A 23,412-nucleotide genomic window follows, 5' to 3' on the forward strand; every position below is an offset into this window, starting at 1 on the left:
TGCAGCACACTCGGATTGTAGGCGGGCTTTTTACAGGGGGCGGATTCAGTGGATAGGGCGTTTAGATTACATTGAATCGAGTGGACGTCCTTTAAACTCCCCTGAGCTGATCCATGCTTTAGTTTGATGCCCGCTTTCTGGGTCGACGTACCATGTTTCTCCCCAGATGTTTGTCAAATCCCACTCCAACGTTAAGTTCTGGCCTTTTTCGTAGTCTTCACACATCGTTGGAAGGATATGTTGGCGTTTTCTTATTTTGCCTGGCCCCATAAATTCAATGATTACCCCGGTGCCGATTACTTGGCAGTTGCATTGTTCATCAGCGTAAAGAGGAATTCCATGATGAAGTACAGTGAGTGTTTCATAGGGCAGCGCTTTAAGGGTGCGTAATAAGGTAATTCCCGAGTCGAGTGCGCTAATAATGTCTTCGTCGGTTGCCTCTCTGGTATGAACAATTTTATTTCTCACATCCATGAAAATTCTCATAGCATTTACAACATCGCCAGGCAGTCCGCCATACTGATGATTGAGTCTATCTACTGCCTCAACCGCCGAGATTTTTCGGAGAGGTTTCATCGCAGTCCCTATGCTGGCTAATGCTCGTCGTGCTGCGATTTCGATATATCCACCTAAAGTTATGAGCGCAACTCTAGGTGATCTAGATGCTTCATCTAGTACCTCCTTGATCTCGTCATGTTCAACGTTGTTGAGAACGTTGTTAATCGGTGGGGTATCAGTAGTAGCAAGTTTTGGCGTCGTTTCTTTTACGGTTTCAACAGAAACTCTTAAAGTTTCAATGGAGTCCGAGAGTTCTATCTCTTGACCGAGCATTTTGCCTTTTTTTATCCTTCGCAGTATCTCGGCGATCTCTTTTCTGAAAAGAAAAAGAGTTGTGAATCCAAGAATAGGCCAAAGAATTTGGGCTAAGGCTGAAATTAGTTTGATCACTGACTCCATGTGCAGCTCCTAGTGGGTAATTCCATTTTTGGGATTGTATAGGAGCCGAGTCTATGGTTGCCACGGATTCTCCGTTGTCAGATGGCCTAGTAAACGGTCTCGTATAAGATCGAGGTCAAATTCGGTGAACCCTAGCGTTTCACGCTGCGCATAGCGCACTTCGGGGGCGCCACGTTCTGCACGGTCTTTCAAACCATATTGGTGAACCCTGGCGATCCGGGCGACACGTCCGGTGAAGCCCACCGTCACAGTATTGCTATCACCACGGGCCTTCAGGTATTTCGTGTTTCTCAGTTTCTGAAACATCGCCAACTTCCGACGAACCCTTCCCTGTTTCCCTCTCAGGTCTCGGTGTTTGCGAGGGGAATACTTGCTCCCGTCTGGGTTTTCTTGCGCCATCACTCGCTTCTGCTGGCTGCGGCGAAGCTCTTGCCCGATGCTCCGTGCAAGTTTGCTTCGCTCCCCAGGCTCCAGCCGTGCCAGCAGCACCGCCGCCCAGGTCTCCAGTGCTTCCAGGTTACTGGCCATCAGGCACTATCCATTCACTGGCGTTGCCCTGTGCCCCAGGCTTCCAGTTCGGATCGAGATAGCCAGCCACTCGCTGCGGTTCATTCGGGTGTTTGACTGTGGTGTGGCCTTGGTCGTCGCTGCCCACGACCACCCGCTCTGTCAGCAGCAGGGTAATGCTGAGGTCCACTTTGTCCTTGTCGAGGATGTCGGCCTCGAACTGGATGCCGTCTTTGACCTTGTCGAGGTTTTCCAGCAGCTCGGACTGGTTGACGCTGAGCCAGCCCAGGATCGGTAGGATCACGCTGTCGGGGTGGCCGGCGAACTCGGTAAGTATGATCTGCAGGTCAAAGCTGTATTCAAATGACAGGGTACGAGCAGCGGTGCAACGAACCCTGCCGTTGTCGATGAAGATCAGCAGGCGGTCGGGGTTGTGCTTTAACTCCGCAACGGTGGCCAGCAGATGGGCGCGAAGGCTTTCGGGCTTATTCATGGATGGGCCTGCTGGTGCTTGTAGACCATGTCTACCTGGGCGGCGCAATCGGCCCATGCAGCTTCTGCGCGGTCCTCATCGGTCAACTGGTCACCGTTATTGCGCGGGCTGGTCGCCGGTAGTTGGCACGGCACCACGGCCGGACAGCCAGTCACGGTAAGCTGCGGCGCCGGTGAGGGCGGGGCGCTCGCGCAACCGGCGAGCAGCGTCAGGCAAAGGCTGAGCAGCCCAGTCGCGTAGTTCGGAGTTTTCACGTTTCAGGTCCTCTATGGTTCGCTCGCGTTTTGCCAGGCCTTGGCGCAGTTGATCCTGTTGGATGCGCAGGGTGCTCTGGGTGTCGCGCTCCTGTTTCAAAGTGGCGGTGAGAGTATTGGCGGTCGCCAGGTTGCGGTCGGCGTCTGCGCGTGCGGTCTTGGCCGCATCTCTCGCCAGCTCGGCTTTGCCTTCAGCGACATTAATGCGCTGTTGCTGACCCCAGATCAGCAGCGCCAGTGCACCGAGCAGGGCGAAGCCGTATAGGGCCTGGCGCAGGGTGCTCACGCGCGGTACCAGCCGAGTTTGTTCATCGCGTCGATGTTGAGCTGCTTGATGGGGCCGCGCACGATCACCGCTCTGGCACCGTTCATTATCTGAATGGACTCGGCCAGGAGCTGCATGTCCTCATGTTCGGACGACGCAGGCACCACCAGCACGTCACCGTCCTGCACCCGTAGTTTTTCTACCGCGTCGAAGTCGATCATGCCGCCACCCCTTGTCCGCACCCACAGCCGGCGTGCCGCTCGTAGGCACGCTGGAGCTTGGTGTCATAGAGATTTCGCAGATAGTCTGGTCCGTTGTAGAGCTTGGCGAACTCGGCCCATTTGCGCGCTTTCAGGGCCTTGTGTAGCGTCGGGTCGGTCTCGATGAAGCGGGTGAAAGCGTCGAACTGCTGTGATTCGCCGGCACTCATTGCCGCCACAAAGTCCTGCACACTGGCATAGCCGAGACGCTTCCAGTGGAACCCCATGATCTGGAAGGCGCCCCAGGAAGCCGACTCTAGGGCGGCGGTGTCGTCGATCAGTCGGGCCATGGCTAGGCGCTGGTGCTCGGCGGTACCACCGATGTATCCGCCGGGCTTCGGGTTGACCAGGGCGGGGTTGGCCGTGGCGAGCTGGTCGGCGTGCCGCTTGAGTTCGGCCGGGTCATCACTTGCGTTTCGAGCCTTGGCGAGCTGGCGGTACATGATGTGGCGTTCGAACAGAATTACCGGCTTGCCGTTGTCGAGGAAGCCCTTGCCCTTGGATTCCACTTCATTGACCGCGTAGATGCTCGCCAGCGGCACTCCGAGCCGTTCGGCAGCGGTCACCAGGTCATTGTTGCACAGCAGCTGGGCGCAGTCGCCGCCGGCAAGGCTGGTTTGCGTCTTGTTACCGGCTACACCATCTGCGACCAGACCGACTTTGACCTGGTAAGCGCGGACGGCGGCCTCGGTGGCGTCGCCGTAGTCACCATCCGGCACCAGGTTGGCACCGTGCTTGTTCAGGTTCTTTTGTAGCATCAGCACCGCTTGCGAGCGGTTACCGTGGCGAAGGGTGGTCATAGTTGCTCTACCTTTCGGTTGAAAAACCTCTTGGCCGCAGCGCGGGTGCCTTCAACGCCGAGCAGGCCGATTACCCCGCCGAAAAATGGCGCGGTGGAGGTCGGGATGCCCAGCAGCGCCAAGCCGTGGCTGGCGGCCAGTGCCAAAGATCCGCACAGCGGAGCCTCGACCACCATGCGGCGCAGGGTGCCGCCGCCGTACATGATCCGCAGGGCGGCGATGATCAGGGCGAGGACTCCGGCGTAAAGAGTCGGCCAGTTCTGTTCGAGCCAGGCGGCGAGCCAGGCCCAGGTGTCGGGACGGTCAGGCATGCGCTTCATTCCGTTGTCCAGGGTTGGTGGGTTCAAGGGCTTGGTGCTGCGGTGTCAGTCCCATAGGTTCACCATCTGCCGCTGGGGCGCGCTGGTTTGGACTTCGGGCATGTTGACGACAAGGCCTTGCGGCAGGATTGGGCCGTGGTCGGCCAGGCCTGGGTTCGCTTCAAGTACTGCCTCTGTGACGCCTGCAGTGCGGCCGTAGTGGCGCCAGCAGAGGGCGTCGACGGTGTCGTTCTGATTGGCGCGGACGGCGACAGGCATCAGATCAGCTCCACGGTGGTGCGGCTGATGCCGAGAAAGTCACGGACTGCCCAACGCAGATCGCGGCGGTAGTCGTCGATGGTCGAGGCTTTTTCTTCGGCTTTATCGTTGCCGGTGTTGGTCGCGCTGTAGTCGCGGTACCGCTCGCAAACTTCTGCGCCGGTACCGGCCTCGATCGCACGCCGGTACAGGTGGGCCTGGACCGATACATCGTTGATCTTGTCGTCAGGGACGTCGGCCAGCGTGGTGTAACCGGCAGCCAGTTGTTGGGCCTTCCACAACTTCAGCTCGCGATTGAGATTGATCGCTGCAGCGATGACGGCCGTTTCCAGGCGAGCGGGGGTGACGCTGTTGTCGATGCGTAGAGTGGCGCGGAGCTGCTCAAGGTCGATTGAGGGCCAGAACGGGTCGGTGTTGATGTGACCGCCGGTGACTGGGCCGCTGGCTACAAATGCGCTCATGGAACAGCACTCAAAAATGGGTCGCCGGTGGTCGGGGCTTCACGTTCAGGAGGAGCGGCCTGGCCGATCCGCCCCGAGCCGGCGGGGTGCGTGGGGACGCTCGGTTAGCTGCTGGGAGCAGCGAATTTCTTGAGGAGGCGCTCAACGCGCTCCAGATCCTTCTTGCCGCCGCAGCTGGTGTTCAGCTCGATGGCGCGGGCTAAGTGAGTTTTGGCGGACTCCAGAGTGCCGAGGGCGATCAGGCGGTTTTCTGCTGGATCCTCGTCGGAAATTTTCTCGGCATATGCCTTACCCAGTGCCAGGTGCAGCTTGGCCTTGGCCTGGTCAGGCATGTCCTCGTCACCTGCGATCTGCTCAGTGCGTAGCAGCAGGCCCAGATCAAAGGTTCCACCGGCCTTCTGCGCTTTCAGTGCCACTTCGGCGATTTCTTCTGCGACGATGGTGCCGGTGGTGCGTTCGAAGCGGTCAGGCATCAGCAGCGCGTGGTGGATCACGTATTCCGCAATGTCCAGGGCGCCAGCAAAGTCCGCGGCGTCCATGCGCCAGACCATCAATGTGGTCAGCACCTGGTCCTGGGCGCCTTTGCCTTCGGCGAGAACACCTTCCACATAGGGGACATACTCCGGCAGCAATTGCCGTTTCAGTTCCGCCTTGCCTTCGGTCGACTGCACCTGTTTCAGGCGCAGATAGTCCTGCTGGAGCTTCGCGAGGTGCAGCTCATAAACGGATGCGCCTTCCATAGTCATGGCTGGGCCTGCCACTGCAGCCGCTGCAACGGCTGCTGTGATGCGTTGGAAGTGACGGCGGCAAGGGTTGGTCATGATCGCCGGCCTCAGCTCAGGGTGATGTTTTCGGCCATGGCAGCGCAGCCCAGGTCTTCAATCACATAGCTTTCGTTGACTGATTCGAAGTTTTCGATGCGGTCGCGTTTGGCGTTGTCGACGACGGTGCGGCGGCGGGTGCCTTCCTGCCAGTACAGCGACAGGTTATCCAGGCGGGTCACCAGCAGGCCGTTGGCCGGGAAATGCGGTACACGAACGGCCGGCAGATTGCCGATACGCTTCTGGCTGGTGACGATATCCGCCGCGAGCATTTCGGTCGGTGCCTGGGTTTTGTTGATGATCGGGAAGTACTTGTCGGCCAACAACTGGCGACCGCAGATCACCACCAGGTCGGTGTCTTCCTGATACCAGGGCTCGATGAACTCGTTGACCATGCTCACGACCAGGGCGTCGATGTTTTCGAAGTCTTTGCCGTCGCCGATCTGGATCTTTCCGCTGCCGTCGACTACTTCGTGCAGTACGCGAGCCGCGTTCTCCTGACGCATTTTCTCCAGCCAGCCGATGTTGACGTCCTGCAAGAGTTGGTTGAGCGTCGGGTTGGAGGTCGCGGCACGACTGGTGCCGTTCCAACCGATCATGATCCGGTTGAGGGCCTGAGCCTTGATGATGGCGTCGCGAATGCGTGCCTGGAAGTCCTTGAACTTGGCCCACTGATCCAGCTTCTGGTAACGGATGCCGGTGTCGAAGTTGGTCTGGGTGCAGACGTACCCACGGTTGTCCAGTCCGCTCGGGTCGCGCGGCTCACGATCCTTCAGGGTGGTGTCGGTGGTGCTGGCGATGGTGCCGTCGATACCGATGCCGATTTTTTCACCGGACTGCTCGGACACGCCAAACACATTGATGGCGCTGAGGAAGGCGCTGGACTCCTGGATTCGGGTTTCCAGGGTCTGGGCCACGCTCGGTGCGGCGGTAAATTTGGTGGTGACGTCGCTCACGCCGTGCAGTTGCGCGAGTTGTTGCAGGTAGGCGTTGTACAGGACGCGGGTATCGTTACGCATGGTGTTCTCCGATGTTCCTTGGCGGGGTGTTGTCCGTGTGGTGGATCAGCAGTCGGTGACGAGCGCGCCGTCACCGCCCGTAGCCGGCGGGCGAACGGAGTACTGCGGTTTTTGGCCGGTGGTGTCCGGGGTTTTTTCGAGCTGGGTAACCAGTGCCGTGAAGTCGGCGGACAGCTTGTCGTGGGAGATCTGCAACTTTTCGCGGGCGGACTTTTCGGCGGCGAAGGTTTCGCCCTGGCTGGCGACATGCTCGGCCATGGCCTCGACGGCCTCGCCGAGTTCAGTGAATAGAGCGGCGTCCTTGCCTTCCTTGTCCTTGCTCTTGCCGAGAAGTTCGAGAACGCGGGTGAACAGGCCCGTGACTTTTCCGCTTTCGTCCTCAACTTCTTCGAATTCAAGTTCGATCTCGACAGCCTCGGAAAACAGGTTGCCAGGATCGCGCTTACGGGCTGCCAGTGGGTTCATATCCGGGTGTTGAGCGCTGAACGTCAGCATCTCGGTGCCCAGGCTCGCCGGGGTGTCGGTGACCGCGATGCCGTCCAGATAGGCCCGCCCAGTGTCGGCGAACTTCGGACGAATCTCGATGCTGGTGTACATTTTTTGCCGGGCCTTGTTCATCGTGATCAGGTCGGCGGTCGGTTCAATCCGTGCAAACAGGGCGAGCTTTTTGGCGCCGGCAATATCGACTTCTTCGGTCTTCAGTGCGACCACATCGCCGTAAGCACGGAATGGGCTATCGGGCAGCAGGCTGCGCATATGCTCGATCCACACCCGCGCACCGTAGGTGTTCTGGCTGTAGGTCTCGGCGGCATCGACCAGCCATTGCCGTTCGATCTGGCGACCGTCAGTGGTGGCGCCTTCGACGGCGACGCGGAAGAACTTGGAAAGCTGTTTTTTGCCTGGGTTGTCGGTTTTGCCGGCCATGCGTGAATCCTCAGAGCGGTGGCTGTGTGCCTTGGCGATGAGCGCATGTTGTTGAGCGCGAGCGCGACGAGCAACGAGGCGCTGTTGTAGATCGAGGGACTACAAGGACCGGAGCGAGAACTGTACGCGCGCGGGCGGCAGCATCTGCGCCATGAATGCCATCGTCGAATTGCCTACTGATCACCGCCGCCATGCCAAGCACCTGTATTGGCAGGGCTATCGCGTTTGCGAGATCGCCGAGCTGATAGGGGAGAAGGAAAAGACCCTGCACAGCTGGAAGGCCCGCGACGAATGGGACCGGGCGACACCTCTGGAGCGTATCCAGGCGGCGACCGAGGCCCGCCTGGTGCAGTTGATCCTCAAGGACCCCAAATCAGGATCGGACTACAAGGAAATTGACCTGCTGCACCGGCAGCTGGAGCGGCAGGCCCGCATTCAGCGCTTCAGCGACGGCGGTACTGAAACCGAGCTGAATCCTAATCTGGCCAAGCGCAACGAGGGGCCGAAGAAGGCGCCGAAGCGCAACGAGTTCGACGAAGAACATATCGAAAAGCTGACTGAGGCGTTCATTGATGGCTGTTTTGGTTATCAGCTGGATTGGTACAAGGCGGGTAACCAGCGGACCCGGGCGATCCTCAAGTCACGGCAGATCGGCGCGACATACTACTTCGCCCGCGAAGCGCTGATCGATGCGCTGACGACTGGTCGAAACCAGATCTTCCTGTCGGCCTCGAAAAACCAGGCGCATATCTTCAAGGCCTACATCCAGGCCTTTACCCGCGAGGTGGTGGGTGTAGAGCTGACGGGCGATCCGATCATTCTGGGGAATGGTGCGGAGCTGCACTTCCTAGGCACCAACGCCCGGACCGCGCAGGGCTACCATGGCAATTTCTACTTCGACGAATTCTTCTGGACGTTCAAGTTCAAGGAACTGAACAAGGTCGCCAGCGGCATGGCGATGCAGAAGCAGTACCGCCGGACCTATTTTTCGACGCCTTCCAGCATGGCGCACGAGGCCTACACGTTCTGGACGGGCGAGCGGTTCAACAAGGGCAAGCCGGCGGCGCAAAGGGTAAAAATCGACGTGTCCCACGACGCTCTGCAACAGGGGCGGCTTTGTGAAGACCGGGTCTGGCGGCAGATCGTCACCATCCTCGACGCGGAAGACCGTGGCTGCGACCTGTTCGACCTCGACGAGCTGCGCCAGGAGTACGACGCCGAGGCATTCCAGAACCTGCTGATGTGCCAGTTCATCGACGACGGGGCGAGCATTTTCCCGCTTGCGATGTTGCAGCCGTGCATGGTGGACAGTTGGGACCTTTGGGCCGAGGACTACAAGCCATTTGCCGCGCGGCCGTTCGGGGATAGGCAGGTCTGGGTTGGTTACGACCCTGCAGAGAATGGTGATAGCGCAGGGTTGGTGGTGATCGGCCCGCCCATGGTGCCTGGCGGCAAGTTCAGGTTGCTGGAGAAACACCAGTTCCGCGGCATGGACTTTGCCGCCCAGGCCGAAGCGATTCGCCAGGTCACCCGACGCTACTGGGTGACCTACATCGGGATCGATATCACCGGCATGGGTTCCGGCGTGGCGCAGCTGGTGAAGCAGTTCTTCCCGAACATCACCACGTTCAGCTACTCGCCCGAAGTCAAAACCCGCTTGGTGCTGAAGGCATACGACGTCATCAAAAACGGCCGGCTGGAGTTCGATGCAGGCTGGACGGATATGGCGCAGTCATTGATGGCTATCCGCAAAACAATCACCGCCTCCGGGCGCATGTTCACTTACACGGCCGGTCGCACAGACGAGACGGGCCATGCCGACCTGGCGTGGGCGCTGTTCCACGCACTGCACAACGAACCCCTTGAAGGGCAGACCACGGCGAATACCGGATTTATGGAGTCCTACTGATGAGCAGACGTAAGCGCGGAACCCAGCTGGCCACCGCTCAGCCACCCGTTGAAGGGGACTTGCTGCCGCCTGAGTCCGGGCCGGTTGAAGCGTTCACTTTCGGTGATCCCGCTCCCGTGCTGGATAGCCGGGAGATCCTCGACTACCTGGAGTGCTGGGCCAATGGGCGTTGGTTTGAAACACCGATGTCCATGGACGGCCTGGCGAAAACGACCCGTGCCAGCGTGTACCTACAGTCGGGGCTGAACTTCAAGCGCAACATGCTCGCCCGAACGTTCGTTCCTCACCGGCTGCTAAGCCGCCAGGCCTTTGAGCAGTTCGCCCTGGACTGGCTCTGGTGTGGCAACTGCTACCTGGAAAAGCGCAACAACATGCTCCGCAACACCATGGGCCTGTTGCCCCCACTGGCGAAGTACATGCGCCGGGGTGTGGACATGGAAACCTATTACCAGGTGCGTGGCTGGAAGGATGAGCACGAGTTTGCCCCCGGCTCGATCTGCCACCTGCGTGAGGCTGATATCAACCAAGAGATCTACGGCCTGCCGGAGTGGCTGGCAGCGCTGCAAAGTGCGCTGCTCAACGAGAGCGCCACGCTGTTCCGACGCAAGTACTACAACAACGGCAGCCACGCCGGTTTCATCCTGTACATGACCGACGCGGCGCAGAAGGAGGAGGACATCGACTCACTGCGCACCGCGCTGAAGAACTCGAAAGGGCCAGGCAACTTTCGCAACCTGTTCGTGTACGCGCCGGCCGGGAAGAAGGACGGCATTCAGCTCATCCCGGTGAGTGAGGTCGCTGCCAAGGACGAATTCAGCTCGATCAAGAACATCAGCCGCGACGACTTGCTCGCGGCGTTGCGCATTCCACCGCAGTTGATGGGCATCGTGCCGCAGAACGCGGGCGGTTTTGGATCGTTGCGGGAGGCTGCTGAGGTTTGGGCCGTTAACGAGCTGGAGCCGCTGCAGGCAAGGCTGGCCCAGGTAAACGAGTGGCTGGGTGAAGAGGTTGTCAGCTTCAAGGAGTTTGAGCTTCCAACGGGGGGGAAGTAGTACCCCCGCGCAGTAAACGAGGCGACGAGCTGGTGCGCTAACACCCGCTCGACGCTGAATCACTCGAACACGCCGAGTGCTCCAACCAAGGCCTCGCCCCACTGCGCAGGGGGTGCGAAGCCTAAGCGAATCCAATTGTCGAAACAAGGATCACTTATGAGCACACCAATAATCCCGTGGATGGGCGGCAAGCGTCGCCTGGCAGATCGTCTTATTCCGCTATTTCCGCCGCATGAATGTTACGTCGAGGTCTTTGCCGGCGGCGCCGCGCTTTACTTTATGCGGCCCCAGGCCGCGCCGGTCGAAGTCCTCAATGACATCAACGGCGATCTGGTGACGCTGTACCGCGTGGTGCAGAACCACCTGGAGGAGTTTGTGCGCCAGTTCAAGTGGGCGCTCAGCTCCCGCCAGGTGTTCGAATGGCAGAAGATGACCAGACCGGAAACGCTCACCGACATCCAGCGGGCTGCGCGGTTTTTCTACCTGCAGCACCATGCCTTCGCCGGCAAGGTCAGCGGGCAGACCTTCGGTACCGCAACCACTGGCCCTGCCATCAACTTGCTGCGGATCGAGGAGAACCTGTCTGCTGCTTGGCAGCGGTTGTCTGGCACCTATGTCGAGAACCTGAGCTGGCTTGAATGTGCTGAGCGCTACGACCGGCCGCACACCTTCCATTACATGGACCCGCCTTACTGGCAGACCGCCGGCTATGGCGTGGACTTCCCCTTTGAAAACTACGAGCGGATGGCCGAGTTTATGCGGCGTTGCAAGGGCAAGGTGATGGTGAGTATCAACGACCACCCTGATATTCGACGGGTGTTTGAGGGGTTTCACTTTGAAACTGTGGACATTCGGTACAGCACTACCAATCAGAGGCAGGGGAAGGCCGAGTTCAGCGGAGAGCTAGTGATCATGAATTGGGAGCCGAATGCTTTCGGGGGATTATTCTAAGCAACCATGAGGAAGCTCGGGCCTGCCTGCTGGGGGTTTGTCGAATTTCCTAATAGTCGTCTAGCGACTTTTGTGGCTATATGCGCTTAGAGATGGAAGGGAAGTATGCGGTGAGCGCCCCTGAATTTTACGCCAAAAGTCCTACTGATTTATCATATGGAAGGAACGAGTTTATGAAGCTTTTCGGGTTTAGCGCTCCAGATTATGCGAAATTTTGTGATCCGAAATACAATATTAAGTCAGGTTGCAATACAGTGCGGCTCGGGACTTTATATGGGTATAGAACGATTGAGAATGAAAAGCTCAGGGATGAGGGAGAGGGGACGTTTTCATATTCGCTAAATTTTCCCGATTATGTTGCGCCATCTCCTCAGTGGCTATCCGCTTTTGAGGTGGAGGGAGGAGGTGTTGCTGAGATAGGCGATATACGGATTGTTAACGGGCGTGTGGAAGTTAAAAGCGTCAGCTTAAGTGGTTCGACGCATAACTGCTGGATTTATTGTATTTCTAAAAGTAGCGAAAGTGCGGGAAGCGTTACTGATACTCATGAAGATAAATGGACTATAGCGGCTGAAAAGCTGGCCGCCTTTGCAAATCATCTTGGGGCCATATTGTGGAGTGAGTTAACTGTTCGGGATCTACCCGATGATTTGACAGGTAAGTATGGTCTTCAAGAGATTCAGCAACGATTAGGCTTGTTTATTGAGACGAGAGATATTGAGTATGTTGACCGGTTTGTTGTTATTGGGGGGGAGGAAGAATTACAGGTTTCACACGTTGAGACGCTAAGGGATAGAGTTGCATTTATAAAGCCTGAAGTATTCAAGGATGAGCAGGAAGTCCGTATTGCTTATTGGCTAACCTTTGATGGCAAGAAAATATCAATCGTTGACAATCCTAAGTATATTAGCCTTCGCCCCATAGATAAGTTACTTTAAATACTTCCGTACTCCGGGTAAGTGATCAATGTGCTGCCGATGGCGGAGAACCTCTTTGCGGATTGCCGGTGACTTTCCGCGATAGGTTGTCCAGAGGTAAGTTTGGTGGACGTCGGCACTGGGCGGGCAGTCTTAGGGTATTGGTTGAATCAAATCGGGCTCCTTGTTTCTCACGTTGCCCACGGCGGCGCTGACCTTGAACCATTCAAAGGCCTCGGCCGGCTCGCCCTGGTGCAGCACCATCTGCTCGGCACGCTCTTTCGGCGTTGCCGGGTCAAGCCATTCACGAGCAAGATCCGGCGCCAGTACCACGGGCCTTCGGTCGTGGATGTCCACCATGCCGCCGGCACTGTCGGCAGTGATGATCACAAAGCCTTCATGCTCGTCCGGCCCTTCATCGGCGTCAGGTAGTTGGCCGATGGCCGCGCACAGCACTGGCGCGCCATCCCGCCGCCGGATCAGGTAGGGCTGCTTCTTCGGTCCGGCTTCGTCGACCCACTCAAACCAGTTGTCGATGGGCGTGATTGCCCGGTGCGGCCAGATCGCGCGGAAGAAGGGGCCGTGGGCCACCTTCTCGACGCGGGCATTGATCGGCGCGGCGCGATCCTTGGCCCAGTGCGGCCGCCATCCCCAGCGCACCAGGTCGGCGCGCAGCATGTCGCCCTGCAGGTGGAGCAGGGCGACTTGGGTTGTCGGGGCGACGTTGTAGCGCTCGAGTGGCAATTCACCGACCGAGTTCGCGAGGGCGTTGGGCATGCTCAGCGCCGCAACGAAGTCGTGGATGCCGCTGTACTGGGAAAGTCTTCCGCACATGGTTGGGCCCTCAATCTGAAACCTGAGCTTAGACGATGGTTTTTGGTCGAGTGACGAGGCTATCGAGCAGCTCTTTCAGCTGATCCGCGCGTTTCTTGTCAGCTCTTGATGAGGTCGTCAGATCGTTGATCTGTTTGCGCATGGCGGCGGCTTCAGTACTTCTCTCGGTGAGGTATCCCCGGAACTGCGTCTTGACTGCCTCGGCCTCAGCCAGCATCTGCACCAAGCCATGAATGTCCTCCCTCGCTTTGCGCAGCTGCAGGTTCAGTTCCTGGATCTCATTCTCCAGTAGGCGGGCGTGCTGTTTGTGCATTTCGAGAGGCGTGGGGATGCCAAGCCACCCGCAGGTTTCTTCGTCGATGTTCATGGGGTGTAGCTCCGAATGCTGTATGTGCATACAGTAATCGAGGTTGACAGGTTGTGGGACTTTGGGCGACGAGCTGTAGGAGGTTGGGCCAGTGGCGCAATTCGGGGAGTTGACGTGCTACATGTGGGGCTGTGACGTGCTTCATCACCTGGCGCGCGCCGTCGTCCCCCCACCACGCCTGCGGGCTAAATGGGTGGTTTTTTCTGCGGCCCTGCGGACATCTCAACGCGGCACCGACTGGGGGGCTGCTCGGGGTTGTAGGGTGGTCAAAAGCCTGCGGAACCCTGCACCGAGAGGGTATTTCGTTGAAGGCGTCTAGAGGCTCTGCTGTTGAGGGGGAGGGGGGAGGTATCAAAAAGAGTAATTTCAGTAATCTCCCCACAGAAACGGTCTGGAGGCCACTTATTCCGTGGGGGTTGAGATTACAAAAAGGAGTAACAGAGAAGTAATGGAAAAGGTAATTTTCTGTCAACCTATTGATTTTAAAGGTTTTTATAAAAGTAGGGAATTACATTTATAAAGAGTAATCAGATTACTTCAATATTACTTAAAAATTACCTTTTGCTCTAAAAATAAAATCATTTGATTTCAACGGCTTGAGCGTAAAAAACGGTCAAGATTACTTATGTTACTCTTTTTTTTGCCCCCCTCCAGACCCCAAACGTCAGGTCCCTATACGCGTGATGCGCACGCGTATAGAGGTGCACGCAGATGCTTGTGGGGATTGCCGTGAGAATTCTTCTCGCGACTGGTACCGCTGGATCGCTGGTATTCGTGAGTCTCTGCTAAGAGATCTAGGGGGGACTATCGAATTCATGATTCTGGCTTTGTTTTGTTGTCTATTTCAAAATTGACGCTGTGCTGTAGCGAATATCACTCGTTCAGCAAAGAATTTAACAATAGGTATATACCTAACTACTAAATCCTCAGATTCGGAAAGCGGTAGGAAGCAATCTTCTCTCGAGTATCTATCACTCGAGTGTACGAGCGCGTTTCGAATGTGTTTTATTATTGCGGAAGCACTATTTAAAGCATGCCCCTTTTCTAGGTTGAATGAGAATTTTTCGCCAAAAATTGGCTGTTTAAATTTTGTGAAGATATTGTCACCGGCAGATTTTTCTACGCTCGTCACGAATTCGACAAACTCTTCTTCTGCAACATACTTTCTTAACACTGCAAGAAGCATCTCCTTTTCACTCGACGTGTTGTCGTTTCGCTTGATTGCCGCTAATAGACGAGTAACATTTTCGTAAGTGGATCGAAAATCAGGATTGTTTAACTGGGTGCAAACAGCGTTGAATAATGACTCGTCAGCTACTCTAAGGAAGTGGAATTCAAGAATATGGTAATAGGCAATGAAAGCCTGACTTGGAAATTGACTGCTTTTCGCTACCTTATAGAAGGTCACCGCGGCATCATCATAGCTAGCTCGCGGTATCTCTAAGGGCTCATCACTCTTATCGCCTGCCTGAGGATAATTCAATCTTTTTGATTTTATTTCATGGCTTAATTCCCAGCTCTCGTCTTTTTTATAGACTAAGGAGAATAAGCAGGCTTTGATAGGTTGTATTGAAATATCGTAAATGCTTTGATTGGTTGGCTTTCGCTTTGCAGAATATTTTATAGTGTGAAGTCTAAATAGTAGTTCATCAAATCTAATGGGAAGTTGTTTTCTTACTCCCGCTCTTCTTGATAAGCGACCAGTCAATCTTTGCTTTATTATGTCAAATGCATCTTCGTATCGCTTTGATTCGAAGTAGGCAAGTAAATAATTTTGAGTGGCTAGACTAAGTTCTACTGTATTCCCTTTGATGTCATTGAATTTATGTTCAACCTGGTAGTAAAAACCAGGATCAAGCCTTGCGACAAGAAGCTCTACCGATCGATTGGATGTTAGCATTCTCCGTTCAACGTCAAAATTAAACTGTCTTGCTTTGTAAAAGGACGTGATGGAGTTTTCCCATTCCTCATCGAATTTTATTGTTGTCTCCGTGTCATCTAGCTTTAACACTATGCATTTTTTATCGATTTCGGCCGAACAGCCCAGACTAATTAATCGATTAGCGATATTTTCGAGACTCATGCAGGTCATCCTTGGGTAAAGCGGTCAAGCATAGCAGTGTGCCACTGGCGCCGGCTATTAAAGGCCGGGCCTTCGTTTCTGGAAGAGTAGTGGTACGAAAAAGGTACGAGGTTTTCTGAGTAGCTCTAGAAAGCTTGATCTACAAGGGCTGTAGGATTAGTAGTTCCAATCCATCACCGAAAAGGCTGATGTTTTTCGCTCATGACCGGCAGCAGTCGACCCAAAGCGGACAAATGGGATCGGCACTATGGGACGGGATAAAACCTGTGCAACGGCCGGACGCAGAGCGTCCAGAGCGGCATACCCACGCAGAGCGTGGGAGCGATCATCAAGGCTTGACCACAGGAATCTCGGGAAACAGAAATCCGTCGTCCACTCTTTTTTGGGTGAAGTCGTTGCCGCTGTCTTGCGCCTTGCTGCGGTACGTAGTGGCGGTTAATTCAATGATTTCGTACGCATCATTAAGGTAAGGGTTTCCTGGAGTGGCGAAAGTGGTCTGCCCCCCCACGTGCCTCCCGGTGGTGATGGTGAAGAAGATCTTGCCTGACACTCCCCATAGGCCGAATTCCTTTTGCTCAATCCATTGGCCGGATTTGTCGGTCACGCGAAACTTCACAGCGAAGACGCCATCAGCGCGAAGCTCAGCCAGTTGCTGTGTACGTTTACCGTCGAGGGTTGTAGCTTCGCCGTACCACTTACCGATCAACAGGGCGTGTTGCTGTCCCTGAAGTGTCGCGAGGGGTTTTACGCTATGGACAAGCGGTTGTTGAGCGCAGCCGAACAGACATGCGAGGGCAAGCGCTAAAGCTAAAGTTTTGAACACGTAAACTCCTTGGCTCATAAGCCCACTGCCTGTCGATCCCGCTCAACAGGGAGTGAGCGGCATACCCACGCAGAGCGTGGGAGCGATCATCAAGGCTTGACCACAGGAATCTCGGGAAACAGAAACCCGTCGTCCACTCTCTTTTGCGTGAATTCGTCGCCGAAGTCTTGTGCCTTGCTGCGGTACGTAGTGGGGGTGAGCTCAATGATTTCATACGCGTCATTAAGGTAAGGGTCTCCTGGGTTGGCGAAAGTGGTCTGCCCCCCCACATGCCTCCCGGTTGTGATGGTGAAGTAGATCTTGCCAGACACTCCCCATAGGCCGAATTCCTTTTGCTCAATCGATTGGCCAGATTTGTCGGTCACGCGAAACTTCACAGCGAAGACGCCGTCAGCGCGGCGCTCAGTCAGTTGCTGTGTACGTTTACCGTCGAGGGTTGTAGCTTCGCCGTACCACTTACCGATCAACAGGGCGTGTTGCTGTCCCTGAAGTGTCGCGAGGGGTTTTACGCTATGGACAAGGGGTTGTTGAGCGCAGCCGAACAGACACGCGAGGGTAAGCGCTAAAGCGAAAGTTTTGAACACGTAAACTCCTTGGCTCATAAGCCCACTGCCTGTCGATCCCGCTCAACGGGGAGACTCGGCGATTTCCCTGGTAGGCAGATAGTGAAGGTCAATAATAGTCAGCGTGATGACAAATGGCCATCTGTCTTTTCGGCGCGCAGCAATGCACCACGACAGTAAGCGTCTGACGCACCTCGTTGTGCAAAAAATGTAAATTTCATCCGCGGGGCCAATGTTCAAATAAGTACGTTGTATAACTGGAGCGATATGGACGAGCTAAAGGTTTTTGGGAATGAATCGTCCCAGATTTCTTAGATAGCGAGCGGCCGCTTTTGGCCGGTAGCTGACGCTCATGAACGACCCCTTTAGGCCCGAAGCGGCCGCTCATGAGTGGCTTCTGCCGTCCAAAAAACGGACTCCAAAAACGTCTACGAAACCCGGGGCAATTCACCGATACTGCTGTGTGCGATATCAGGAGGAACAGCATTGATAAAAGGCATCAATTTGCAGGTACTTATCACAGTGGACGAAGCCCGACTGCTCGGTACACCAGCAGATTTCAACACCGTTTCGCGAGCTATTCGAAAATGTAAGGTGGGTACGAGCATCCACCTACCGCTGAGAGGTAGCCAGTCTCAAAGTAATTCATTGGAAATCAGGTGTACCAACGATTCCTTTGCTATTGGCCACAGGGAGGGTGCGCTGTTCATTGCTTACCCGGAAAAGCTACGAGGTCGACTGTCTCCGTGTTTCGCAATGCCTGCCGAAACCTTCTCGGGATCGATTTTTTTCATCAATGCCTCAGAAATTGAATTTCTTCATGACTTGACTGAAGGGTCATTGAAAATGGTTCTGCAAGTCGGGGATCCTGATCAATGTTGACCCTATGTTCGGATAGTCGCTTTGAGCCGTAAGTGGATGAGGTCAAACGGCAGCTACTGGCCGTTTTCTGCCTGATGCCTATGGCGGCTCTTCAGGTCGGAGGTATGGACCGATTGGGGTCCAATGGTACATAAATGGTACGAGATAAAGAGAAATCAGCTGTAGGCCTTTGTTTTAAAGGCTCTTTCGTTCAGTAGTTCCAATCCATCATGGGTGCAACGCTGAAGCGACGGGACAGGGCTTGCGGTGGCGCTATGTCTGAGGGCATTGGGATCTGGGACGGAGATTGCGAAGGTTTAGCAGTTTATCAGGAATGGGTTAGAGGGGCTGGGGTAGATCGTGCGAGGCTAGATCAATATTAAATAAATCTGTCCCCTTTTCTTCGTAGAAGCGACGGGAGTACGTTTGAGGCACAGCTGTGATCAAGGGCGTTGTGAAAGTCTGAATGGGTGAGGCAGAAGTGTAGGGCTTATCAAAACGGGGAAATCGGCTAGCTTGGCGCCTAAATCGCTGAGGAAGTTAAGTCACCCATCAGCGTGCTGATTCCGTCACAGCAGCCTCTATGATTGCATCTAGCCGCAGGGATAAATGCTGGTCGCTGTGTTGCTTCTGCAGACCGTTCGTGGGGCCGCTGATTAAACGTGGCTCCTTATTTCCAGCAGTTAGTAGCGTTGGATTTGTGTCCCCCGAAGTGCATTGCTCAGAGTGGTTACTGAAAAGTTTAAGCGTAAGTATTTACCGCCTCGGACTTTAATTTTGTGGAGGAATCTCTGACCTCTAAATACTTAGATAAGGCGGTCAGCTTGTCGTGGGGAGTCAGTGTAGGCTTATAGGTTAGGGCCAGCTCTCGAAGCTGGCCTAACTCTTTGCTGGCAATTCCTTCTCAATTATAAAAGTGTTATTGCTTATGGTTAGTCTCAAATCAACAGAATCTTTGCTGGCAGAAATTATTTCAATAGAAACTTTGTCACAGAAATTCGAAGATCCATGAGTTGGGTTTGACGGGAAATTATTTATGATAATCCTGTCCCCAAGCGCGGCCGAAAGGATCTTATTAAAAGAATAGTCTTTTACTATTTTTGGCCTTAACTGTCGAGTATTCAAATCAAGGATTTGCTGTTGGTGATCCTTTGATAAAGGATCGTATTCGATAAACTCGCTGGCGTCGTTAATGTCTGATCTATAATGCAAGGTCGTGGCTCCACGGTCATATGTCGTGAATTTGCCGTTTGCTTGGTGTGCAGTCAAATTATTGATAAATTATTAATTATTTTTCAATAATTGAGGGCGGTTTGTGTGGGGGTGGGTAGGCAGTGCGTGCTTCGTACTACAGTGTCGTTTATATTGGCGTTATTCCGATCTAAAGTGAGGGGGGGATATGCCTGATACAAAGTTAGGTGTCGAGGTCGAAATCTATTATGTTTACATGGTCTCTGGGAGTAGGGGGTGGGCTCGGTTGTTTTTTGATTGTCCAAGCTGGAGACTTCAGGTGAGCGATCGTGACGAGCGCCCTATAGTCTGTCATTTGGGGGGCGCCGAGATTAGAGTGTTATATAAACTTATCTCCAGTCCGGGAGAAATTCTCAGTAAGGAACAGTTAATTTCATTTGGTTGGCCTGGGCGCGTGGTGACGGTTGGTAGCTTAAATCAAGCTATTTTTAATGTAAGATCTTTTTTTGGTGTGGATGGGCATAGCGTCATAGTTACCAGTCCTAAAGCGGGCTACATGTTTAACACTGATTATTTAGCTAGTCCTCTAGATGGTGATGAACAGCCGCTTAAGGATGTGAACGAATTAATCGATAGTACAAGTCTTTTTTCTCCAGCTAATGAGGGGTTTATCGAGCCCGTTATAAAAGGGTTTAAGCGGAAAACGATTATTGCTTTTGCGTATAAGTTGTTGGGCGTATTGGTGCTTATAGTTGCTTTAACTTATTTTTTTCAGCCAGAGATTGAGATTTTAACGGATGATCCTCTACAGGTTAAGAGTTTTAAAGTGGGTGGCCTAGATATTGAATTCATTACATCGGTAAAAAAAGATGTCGCAGCGACTTTGGTGTCACAGTTAAAGAATATTCCTGTGAATCTCCATGGAAGAATAATGATTAGAGTTCAAGATGAAAGATATAGAGTTGTATGCTATACCCCCGTAGGGTCGAGTTCTTATGCTGTGCCAATAAATGTCCCATTGCACTTTCTTGTTGTGCGCTGTATTTCGAGCGCGGGAGGGATGGCTGGTGGTAATTAAGAGAGCTTTAGTTTTGAGTGTGGTGATCTGTAGCTTGATATTGATTGTGCTCGTCGCTTATTTGCGAGAGTGGGGGCTGGAGAAAAACGTCGAATACAGAATGATTACCTCATTATATATCGAAAAAGATGCTGCTATGAAAGAGGGTCGTGTGATAAATAATATTGAGACGATGACGCTTGGACACCGTTCGTTTCAATATACGTCAACGTGGCAGGATTCAGGGAGAACTGAATATCTATATGTGACCGGAGATATTACTCCTATCTGGGGCGCCTATGCTTTTATGAGCATAGAAAAGGAAGTTGTCACAAAAGGATTGGACGATCTATTAAGCGAGTTTGGTGTTCCTGTTATATTGGACAGGCAGCTTGAGCTTGCGGAAGGTAGCTCTTCATATGTTCGTCTACTAAAGAACGACTCCTCAGGAATGTGTTTTTATCACTACGATAATAACGGCTTGTTCTGTTTTGGTCTCAGGTAGGGCCGCGAACAGTGTTGAGATGTCGCACGGCCTACGGGCCGGGCGTTTTTATAGTGCGCATGAAGAAATGTGTTGGGATCGTCCGCAGTCGGGATCTGCTTACGCTTGACGTCAAACACAAAAGACCGATAGCTCGCTAGGTTCAAAGCTTACAATTGATTTGGGCTTATTCAAAAGCGGGGCATATAACTATAGGTGGTGCAAAAGTGGTACGGGTTTTTCCGGAAAGCGTTGGAGGCCGCGTATTTCATAGCCTGTAGAGTTAATAGCTCCAATCCATCACCGAAAAGGCTTATGTTTTTCGCTCATGACCGGCAGCAGTCGACCCAAAGCGGGCGTCCACTCGTGACTTTTGGGATCATGCGCCCACGTCATTTATCAGTTCGGGTAAATGGGGCAGATTTATTTGACGCCTAATAATCTAGTTTCAATTTTAAATAAAACCGTCCCGTTTATTCAAACTGTAGGATTTGTACGACGTCTTTCACGGTGATCATGCGGTGGAAGACCATGGGAGTCTCCAATATTCCTTGAGAAATTTCCCACGCTTTTCTCAGCTTGTCCCTCAGACCTCGCATCGCTAACCTCCTCAAACCGCTGGAAAACCAGCGGCCGGATGTGGAAGTCCGTACCAGCTAAGACGCAATCGCCTATAAACACCTGCCGGCGTTTTTTTACGCCTGTATCATGTGTTATGGCGGCTGTGCGCGGGGCACTTCGGTGCGCCGGGTCCTTAGCCCTGGTCTTCCACACCTGCGTACAGCTGCCACCCTCATGTGGAAGTGAGATTGGCAGTTCCTGAATAGTTAAGGAGCTTCGCCATGTACAAAGTCACGCCGAATCCGCCTCATGCCTCAACTGCTGCACCCACTGACGCCAAGCTTCAAGCTGCGGCTCAGCGTGCTATCCATCATTACTTGCCGTCATCTGATGAAGATGCACCCGCCGACCAGTCAAGCAACAACCTATTCCTCGTCAGCCCTGACATAGACACCGAAACTCTCCTAGCCAACGCCGCTGAAAACCTGGAATCCGCTAACCAAATGGCCGCGACCTTGGCTTTCGACCTCGATGAGCCCCATCGCGCCATAGTCTTGGGCATCCAGCAGCTAATCGACCTGAGTGCTCTACTCGTTGACCGAGCCTTGGAGCAAGTCGCGCCTGTAGGTAGTACGGCCACCGCCTGACGCCGAACCCTGCCGCCTTACCCCAAGGCGGCAACCTGAACCCATCCTGTCATCCAGCAAAGTTTCATAATTCCCTGCGCTTTTGAGGTCTACGATCCTCCTTAAGAGAGGACCTATACGCCTCCAGCCCAAAGGGAACTGAAAAATGATCTCCAATCTCGTCAAAGTCGTGATGGTCGCGGGCACGTTGCTGTTGGCCGCTTGTTCGACGGGTTCGTCTGACGTGAGTAGCGACCCGTGTTTTTCAGGGGGATGCCAGGCCTTTGGGGACCATAGCCCCAGCAAGGCCGCCAAGATGAATTTTGGGGGCAATGCGCTGGGGAGTAGTTACGGGGAGTATGGTTCGGGGTTGATGCATGATGATTGAGTGAGCGGGTGGGGCAGCCAGTTACTCAGTGACTGACCCACCGCTTTCGCGAGCAAGCCAGCTCCCACATTGGATCGCGGGAGGGCGTTAGTGACCGCCTTTCATACGTCGGGCGATCAGGTAGATGCCCAGGCCCACCAGTGCCGTGGCAGCGCCAATGTAGCCCGTGCTAGTCCAACCATACCCGGCTGTAATCGCCATCCCGCCAAACCATGGCCCCAGGGCATTCGCCAGGTTGAACGCCGCGTGGTTGGACGCCGCCGCGAGGCTCGGTGCTTCATGCGCAATGTCCATCAAGCGGATTTGCAGCGGCGCGGCCATGGCGATCATGGTGCCGACCAGGCCGATGCCCAGCAGTACGCTCCACAGCGAACTCGCGGCGAAGGTGAAGAAGATCAGCACGGCCATCGACCACACCATAATCCAGCCCACTGCGCGAAATTGCAGGCGGTCAAACAGCTTGCCGCCGGCGATGTTGCCGATGATGCCGCCTACGCCAAACGCGGCCAGACCGAAGGGAATCCACTGCGGCGAGACTTTGGTCACTTCGAGCATGGTCGGCGCCAGGTAGCTGAATACGCAGAACATCCCGGCAAAACCAATAGCGCCAATGGACAGCGCCATCCACACCTGCGGTTTGGTGAAGGCGCGCAGTTCTTTGCGCGGGTCGCTGCGGGGTTCGTCGTGGCGGTCCGGTACGAATTGCCAGACCAGCGCGATGGTGCACAGGGCGATAGCGCTGACCAGTGCGAACGCCGAGCGCCAGCCCAGGTGTTGACCGAGGAAGGTGGCGATGGGGTTGCCGAGCAGCATGGCCAGGGTCAGGCCCATCATCACTCGTGCGACGGCGCCGGCACGTTTGTTGTTGGGCACCATGCTGGAGGCGACCACGGCGGCGATGCCGAAGTAGGCGCCGTGGGGCAGGCCGCTGATAAAGCGGAAGGCCACCAGCGAGCCGAAGGTTGGGGTAAACGCCGTGGCCAGGTTGCCCAGGGCATACAGCCCCATCAGCAGCAGGAGCATGTGTTTACGCAGCAACTTGGCGCCGAGGATCGCCAGCAGCGGGGCGCCGACCATCACGCCCAATGCGTAGGCGCTGATGGCGTGGCCCACTTGCGGCTCACTGAGGTTGAGGTTGTGGGCGATGTCGGGCATCAGGCCCATGATGGCGAATTCGCCGGTGCCGATAGCGAACGCGCCCACGGCCATGGCCGCTTCCATTTTGGCGGCGCTGCGCGCGGGCAACACGTGCCCGGGTGTTTGGTGGATAGACATGGATCGCTCTGTTTGGATGGATGACACGGTGGAGAGCCGCCGATGCTACGCAAGCAGCGGCGAAGGTGTCTAGAACAGCGTGTTGCGCGAGAGTTCCATCGGCGTAAGCAGTGCGAGGCTTTGAGATCCGT

Annotated in this window: 26 protein-coding genes and 1 pseudogene; 8 read left to right on the top strand and 19 right to left on the bottom strand. The window is 54.8% G+C overall.

Annotation, left to right across the window (positions count from 1 at the left end; all coding sequences use genetic code 11):
• Positions 1 to 66: 66 nt before the first annotated feature.
• The 13 genes and pseudogenes from D109_RS0112870 to D109_RS0112925 all read right to left on the bottom strand — a co-directional run bounded on the left by D109_RS0112870 (position 67) and on the right by D109_RS0112925 (position 7,339).
• Positions 67 to 957 carry a hypothetical protein gene (locus D109_RS0112870; protein ID WP_017477252.1) on the bottom strand — a complete coding sequence of 297 codons (891 nt, stop codon included), beginning with the start codon at positions 955 to 957 and terminating at the stop codon, positions 67 to 69.
• Positions 958 to 1,008: 51 nt separating this feature from the next.
• Entirely contained in the window at positions 1,009 to 1,485 is a 477-nt protein-coding gene (locus tag D109_RS0112875; protein WP_017477253.1) for a phage virion morphogenesis protein, read from the bottom strand.
• Positions 1,475 to 1,957: a phage tail protein gene (locus tag D109_RS0112880; RefSeq protein ID WP_017477254.1), complete on the bottom strand. Its 483-nt coding sequence runs from the start codon at positions 1,955 to 1,957 to the stop codon at positions 1,475 to 1,477. Before D109_RS0112880 ends, D109_RS0112875 begins: the two co-directional genes overlap by 11 nt.
• Positions 1,954 to 2,139, bottom strand: a pseudogene (gene lysC, locus D109_RS1000000134740) (Rz1-like lysis system protein LysC); the annotation flags it as partial. The pseudogene lysC and the gene D109_RS0112880, both read right to left, overlap by 4 nt.
• Positions 2,054 to 2,497 (bottom strand): Rz-like lysis system protein LysB, encoded by a 444-nt coding sequence (lysB, locus tag D109_RS1000000134945; protein WP_017477255.1) that lies wholly within the window; start codon positions 2,495 to 2,497, stop codon positions 2,054 to 2,056. The pseudogene lysC and the gene lysB, both read right to left, overlap by 86 nt.
• Positions 2,494 to 2,697: a hypothetical protein gene (locus tag D109_RS0112890; RefSeq protein ID WP_017477256.1), complete on the bottom strand. Its 204-nt coding sequence runs from the start codon at positions 2,695 to 2,697 to the stop codon at positions 2,494 to 2,496. Before D109_RS0112890 ends, lysB begins: the two co-directional genes overlap by 4 nt.
• Positions 2,694 to 3,536 (bottom strand): N-acetylmuramidase family protein, encoded by an 843-nt coding sequence (locus tag D109_RS0112895; protein ID WP_017477257.1) that lies wholly within the window; start codon positions 3,534 to 3,536, stop codon positions 2,694 to 2,696. Before D109_RS0112895 ends, D109_RS0112890 begins: the two co-directional genes overlap by 4 nt.
• Positions 3,533 to 3,856 (bottom strand): phage holin, lambda family, encoded by a 324-nt coding sequence (locus D109_RS0112900; protein WP_017477258.1) that lies wholly within the window; start codon positions 3,854 to 3,856, stop codon positions 3,533 to 3,535. Before D109_RS0112900 ends, D109_RS0112895 begins: the two co-directional genes overlap by 4 nt.
• A gap of 45 nt (positions 3,857 to 3,901) precedes the next feature.
• On the bottom strand, positions 3,902 to 4,114 hold the full coding sequence (locus D109_RS0112905; protein WP_017477259.1) for a tail protein X: 213 nt from the start codon (positions 4,112 to 4,114) through the stop codon (positions 3,902 to 3,904).
• Positions 4,114 to 4,575, bottom strand: coding sequence for a head completion/stabilization protein (locus tag D109_RS0112910; RefSeq protein ID WP_017477260.1), 462 nt, complete (start codon positions 4,573 to 4,575; stop codon positions 4,114 to 4,116). Before D109_RS0112910 ends, D109_RS0112905 begins: the two co-directional genes overlap by 1 nt.
• A gap of 104 nt (positions 4,576 to 4,679) precedes the next feature.
• On the bottom strand, positions 4,680 to 5,396 hold the full coding sequence (gene gpM, locus D109_RS0112915; protein WP_017477261.1) for a phage terminase small subunit: 717 nt from the start codon (positions 5,394 to 5,396) through the stop codon (positions 4,680 to 4,682).
• 11 nt (positions 5,397 to 5,407) lie between these two features.
• Positions 5,408 to 6,415: a phage major capsid protein, P2 family gene (locus D109_RS0112920; protein ID WP_017477262.1), complete on the bottom strand. Its 1,008-nt coding sequence runs from the start codon at positions 6,413 to 6,415 to the stop codon at positions 5,408 to 5,410.
• Between the two features lie 45 nt (positions 6,416 to 6,460).
• Positions 6,461 to 7,339 carry a GPO family capsid scaffolding protein gene (locus D109_RS0112925; RefSeq protein WP_017477263.1) on the bottom strand — a complete coding sequence of 293 codons (879 nt, stop codon included), beginning with the start codon at positions 7,337 to 7,339 and terminating at the stop codon, positions 6,461 to 6,463.
• 151 nt (positions 7,340 to 7,490) lie between these two features.
• Here D109_RS0112925 and D109_RS0112930 point away from each other — a divergent pair, with 151 nt between their 5' ends.
• The 4 genes from D109_RS0112930 to D109_RS0112945 all read left to right on the top strand — a co-directional run bounded on the left by D109_RS0112930 (position 7,491) and on the right by D109_RS0112945 (position 12,189).
• Positions 7,491 to 9,248, top strand: a complete 1,758-nt coding sequence (locus D109_RS0112930) for a terminase ATPase subunit family protein (RefSeq protein ID WP_017477264.1) — start codon at positions 7,491 to 7,493, stop codon at positions 9,246 to 9,248.
• Entirely contained in the window at positions 9,248 to 10,300 is a 1,053-nt protein-coding gene (locus tag D109_RS0112935; protein WP_017477265.1) for a phage portal protein, read from the top strand. The genes D109_RS0112930 and D109_RS0112935 overlap by 1 nt, the downstream gene beginning before the upstream one ends.
• 156 nt (positions 10,301 to 10,456) lie before the next feature.
• Positions 10,457 to 11,251: a DNA adenine methylase gene (locus D109_RS0112940; protein ID WP_017477266.1), complete on the top strand. Its 795-nt coding sequence runs from the start codon at positions 10,457 to 10,459 to the stop codon at positions 11,249 to 11,251.
• A gap of 110 nt (positions 11,252 to 11,361) precedes the next feature.
• Positions 11,362 to 12,189 carry a hypothetical protein gene (locus tag D109_RS0112945; RefSeq protein ID WP_152416360.1) on the top strand — a complete coding sequence of 276 codons (828 nt, stop codon included), beginning with the start codon at positions 11,362 to 11,364 and terminating at the stop codon, positions 12,187 to 12,189.
• A gap of 132 nt (positions 12,190 to 12,321) precedes the next feature.
• Here D109_RS0112945 and D109_RS0112950 read toward each other — a convergent pair whose 3' ends face one another.
• The 5 genes from D109_RS0112950 to D109_RS0112970 all read right to left on the bottom strand — a co-directional run bounded on the left by D109_RS0112950 (position 12,322) and on the right by D109_RS0112970 (position 16,859).
• Positions 12,322 to 13,002 (bottom strand): SOS response-associated peptidase family protein, encoded by a 681-nt coding sequence (locus D109_RS0112950; protein ID WP_017477268.1) that lies wholly within the window; start codon positions 13,000 to 13,002, stop codon positions 12,322 to 12,324.
• 28 nt (positions 13,003 to 13,030) lie between these two features.
• Positions 13,031 to 13,369, bottom strand: a complete 339-nt coding sequence (locus D109_RS0112955; protein ID WP_026077930.1) for a hypothetical protein — start codon at positions 13,367 to 13,369, stop codon at positions 13,031 to 13,033.
• 844 nt (positions 13,370 to 14,213) lie between these two features.
• On the bottom strand, positions 14,214 to 15,452 hold the full coding sequence (locus D109_RS0112960) for a hypothetical protein (protein ID WP_017477270.1): 1,239 nt from the start codon (positions 15,450 to 15,452) through the stop codon (positions 14,214 to 14,216).
• A gap of 328 nt (positions 15,453 to 15,780) precedes the next feature.
• Positions 15,781 to 16,275 carry a hypothetical protein gene (locus D109_RS0112965; protein WP_152416361.1) on the bottom strand — a complete coding sequence of 165 codons (495 nt, stop codon included), beginning with the start codon at positions 16,273 to 16,275 and terminating at the stop codon, positions 15,781 to 15,783.
• Between the two features lie 89 nt (positions 16,276 to 16,364).
• Positions 16,365 to 16,859 (bottom strand): hypothetical protein, encoded by a 495-nt coding sequence (locus tag D109_RS0112970; protein ID WP_256219495.1) that lies wholly within the window; start codon positions 16,857 to 16,859, stop codon positions 16,365 to 16,367.
• Positions 16,860 to 19,209: 2,350 nt separating this feature from the next.
• On the opposite strand from D109_RS0112970, the gene D109_RS1000000132835 reads away from it, so the two are divergent.
• The 4 genes from D109_RS1000000132835 (at position 19,210) to D109_RS1000000134950 (ending at position 22,006) form a co-directional block, all read left to right on the top strand.
• Positions 19,210 to 19,968 (top strand): winged helix-turn-helix domain-containing protein, encoded by a 759-nt coding sequence (locus D109_RS1000000132835; protein ID WP_177325515.1) that lies wholly within the window; start codon positions 19,210 to 19,212, stop codon positions 19,966 to 19,968.
• A 13-nt stretch (positions 19,969 to 19,981) separates the two neighbouring features.
• On the top strand, positions 19,982 to 20,452 hold the full coding sequence (locus D109_RS0112975) for a hypothetical protein (protein WP_081585345.1): 471 nt from the start codon (positions 19,982 to 19,984) through the stop codon (positions 20,450 to 20,452).
• 821 nt (positions 20,453 to 21,273) lie between these two features.
• Positions 21,274 to 21,639 (top strand): DUF6124 family protein, encoded by a 366-nt coding sequence (locus D109_RS0112985; protein ID WP_017477275.1) that lies wholly within the window; start codon positions 21,274 to 21,276, stop codon positions 21,637 to 21,639.
• A 145-nt stretch (positions 21,640 to 21,784) separates the two neighbouring features.
• Positions 21,785 to 22,006, top strand: a complete 222-nt coding sequence (locus tag D109_RS1000000134950) for a hypothetical protein (protein WP_017477276.1) — start codon at positions 21,785 to 21,787, stop codon at positions 22,004 to 22,006.
• Positions 22,007 to 22,093: 87 nt separating this feature from the next.
• On the opposite strand, the gene D109_RS0112995 is transcribed toward D109_RS1000000134950, so the two are convergent.
• Entirely contained in the window at positions 22,094 to 23,281 is a 1,188-nt protein-coding gene (locus D109_RS0112995) for an MFS transporter (RefSeq protein ID WP_026077931.1), read from the bottom strand.
• Between the last annotated feature and the right edge of the window lie 131 nt (positions 23,282 to 23,412).

It is taken from the genome of Pseudomonas sp. PAMC 26793 (assembly GCF_000313235.1).
In the GTDB taxonomy this organism is placed as follows: domain Bacteria; phylum Pseudomonadota; class Gammaproteobacteria; order Pseudomonadales; family Pseudomonadaceae; genus Aquipseudomonas; species Aquipseudomonas yamanorum.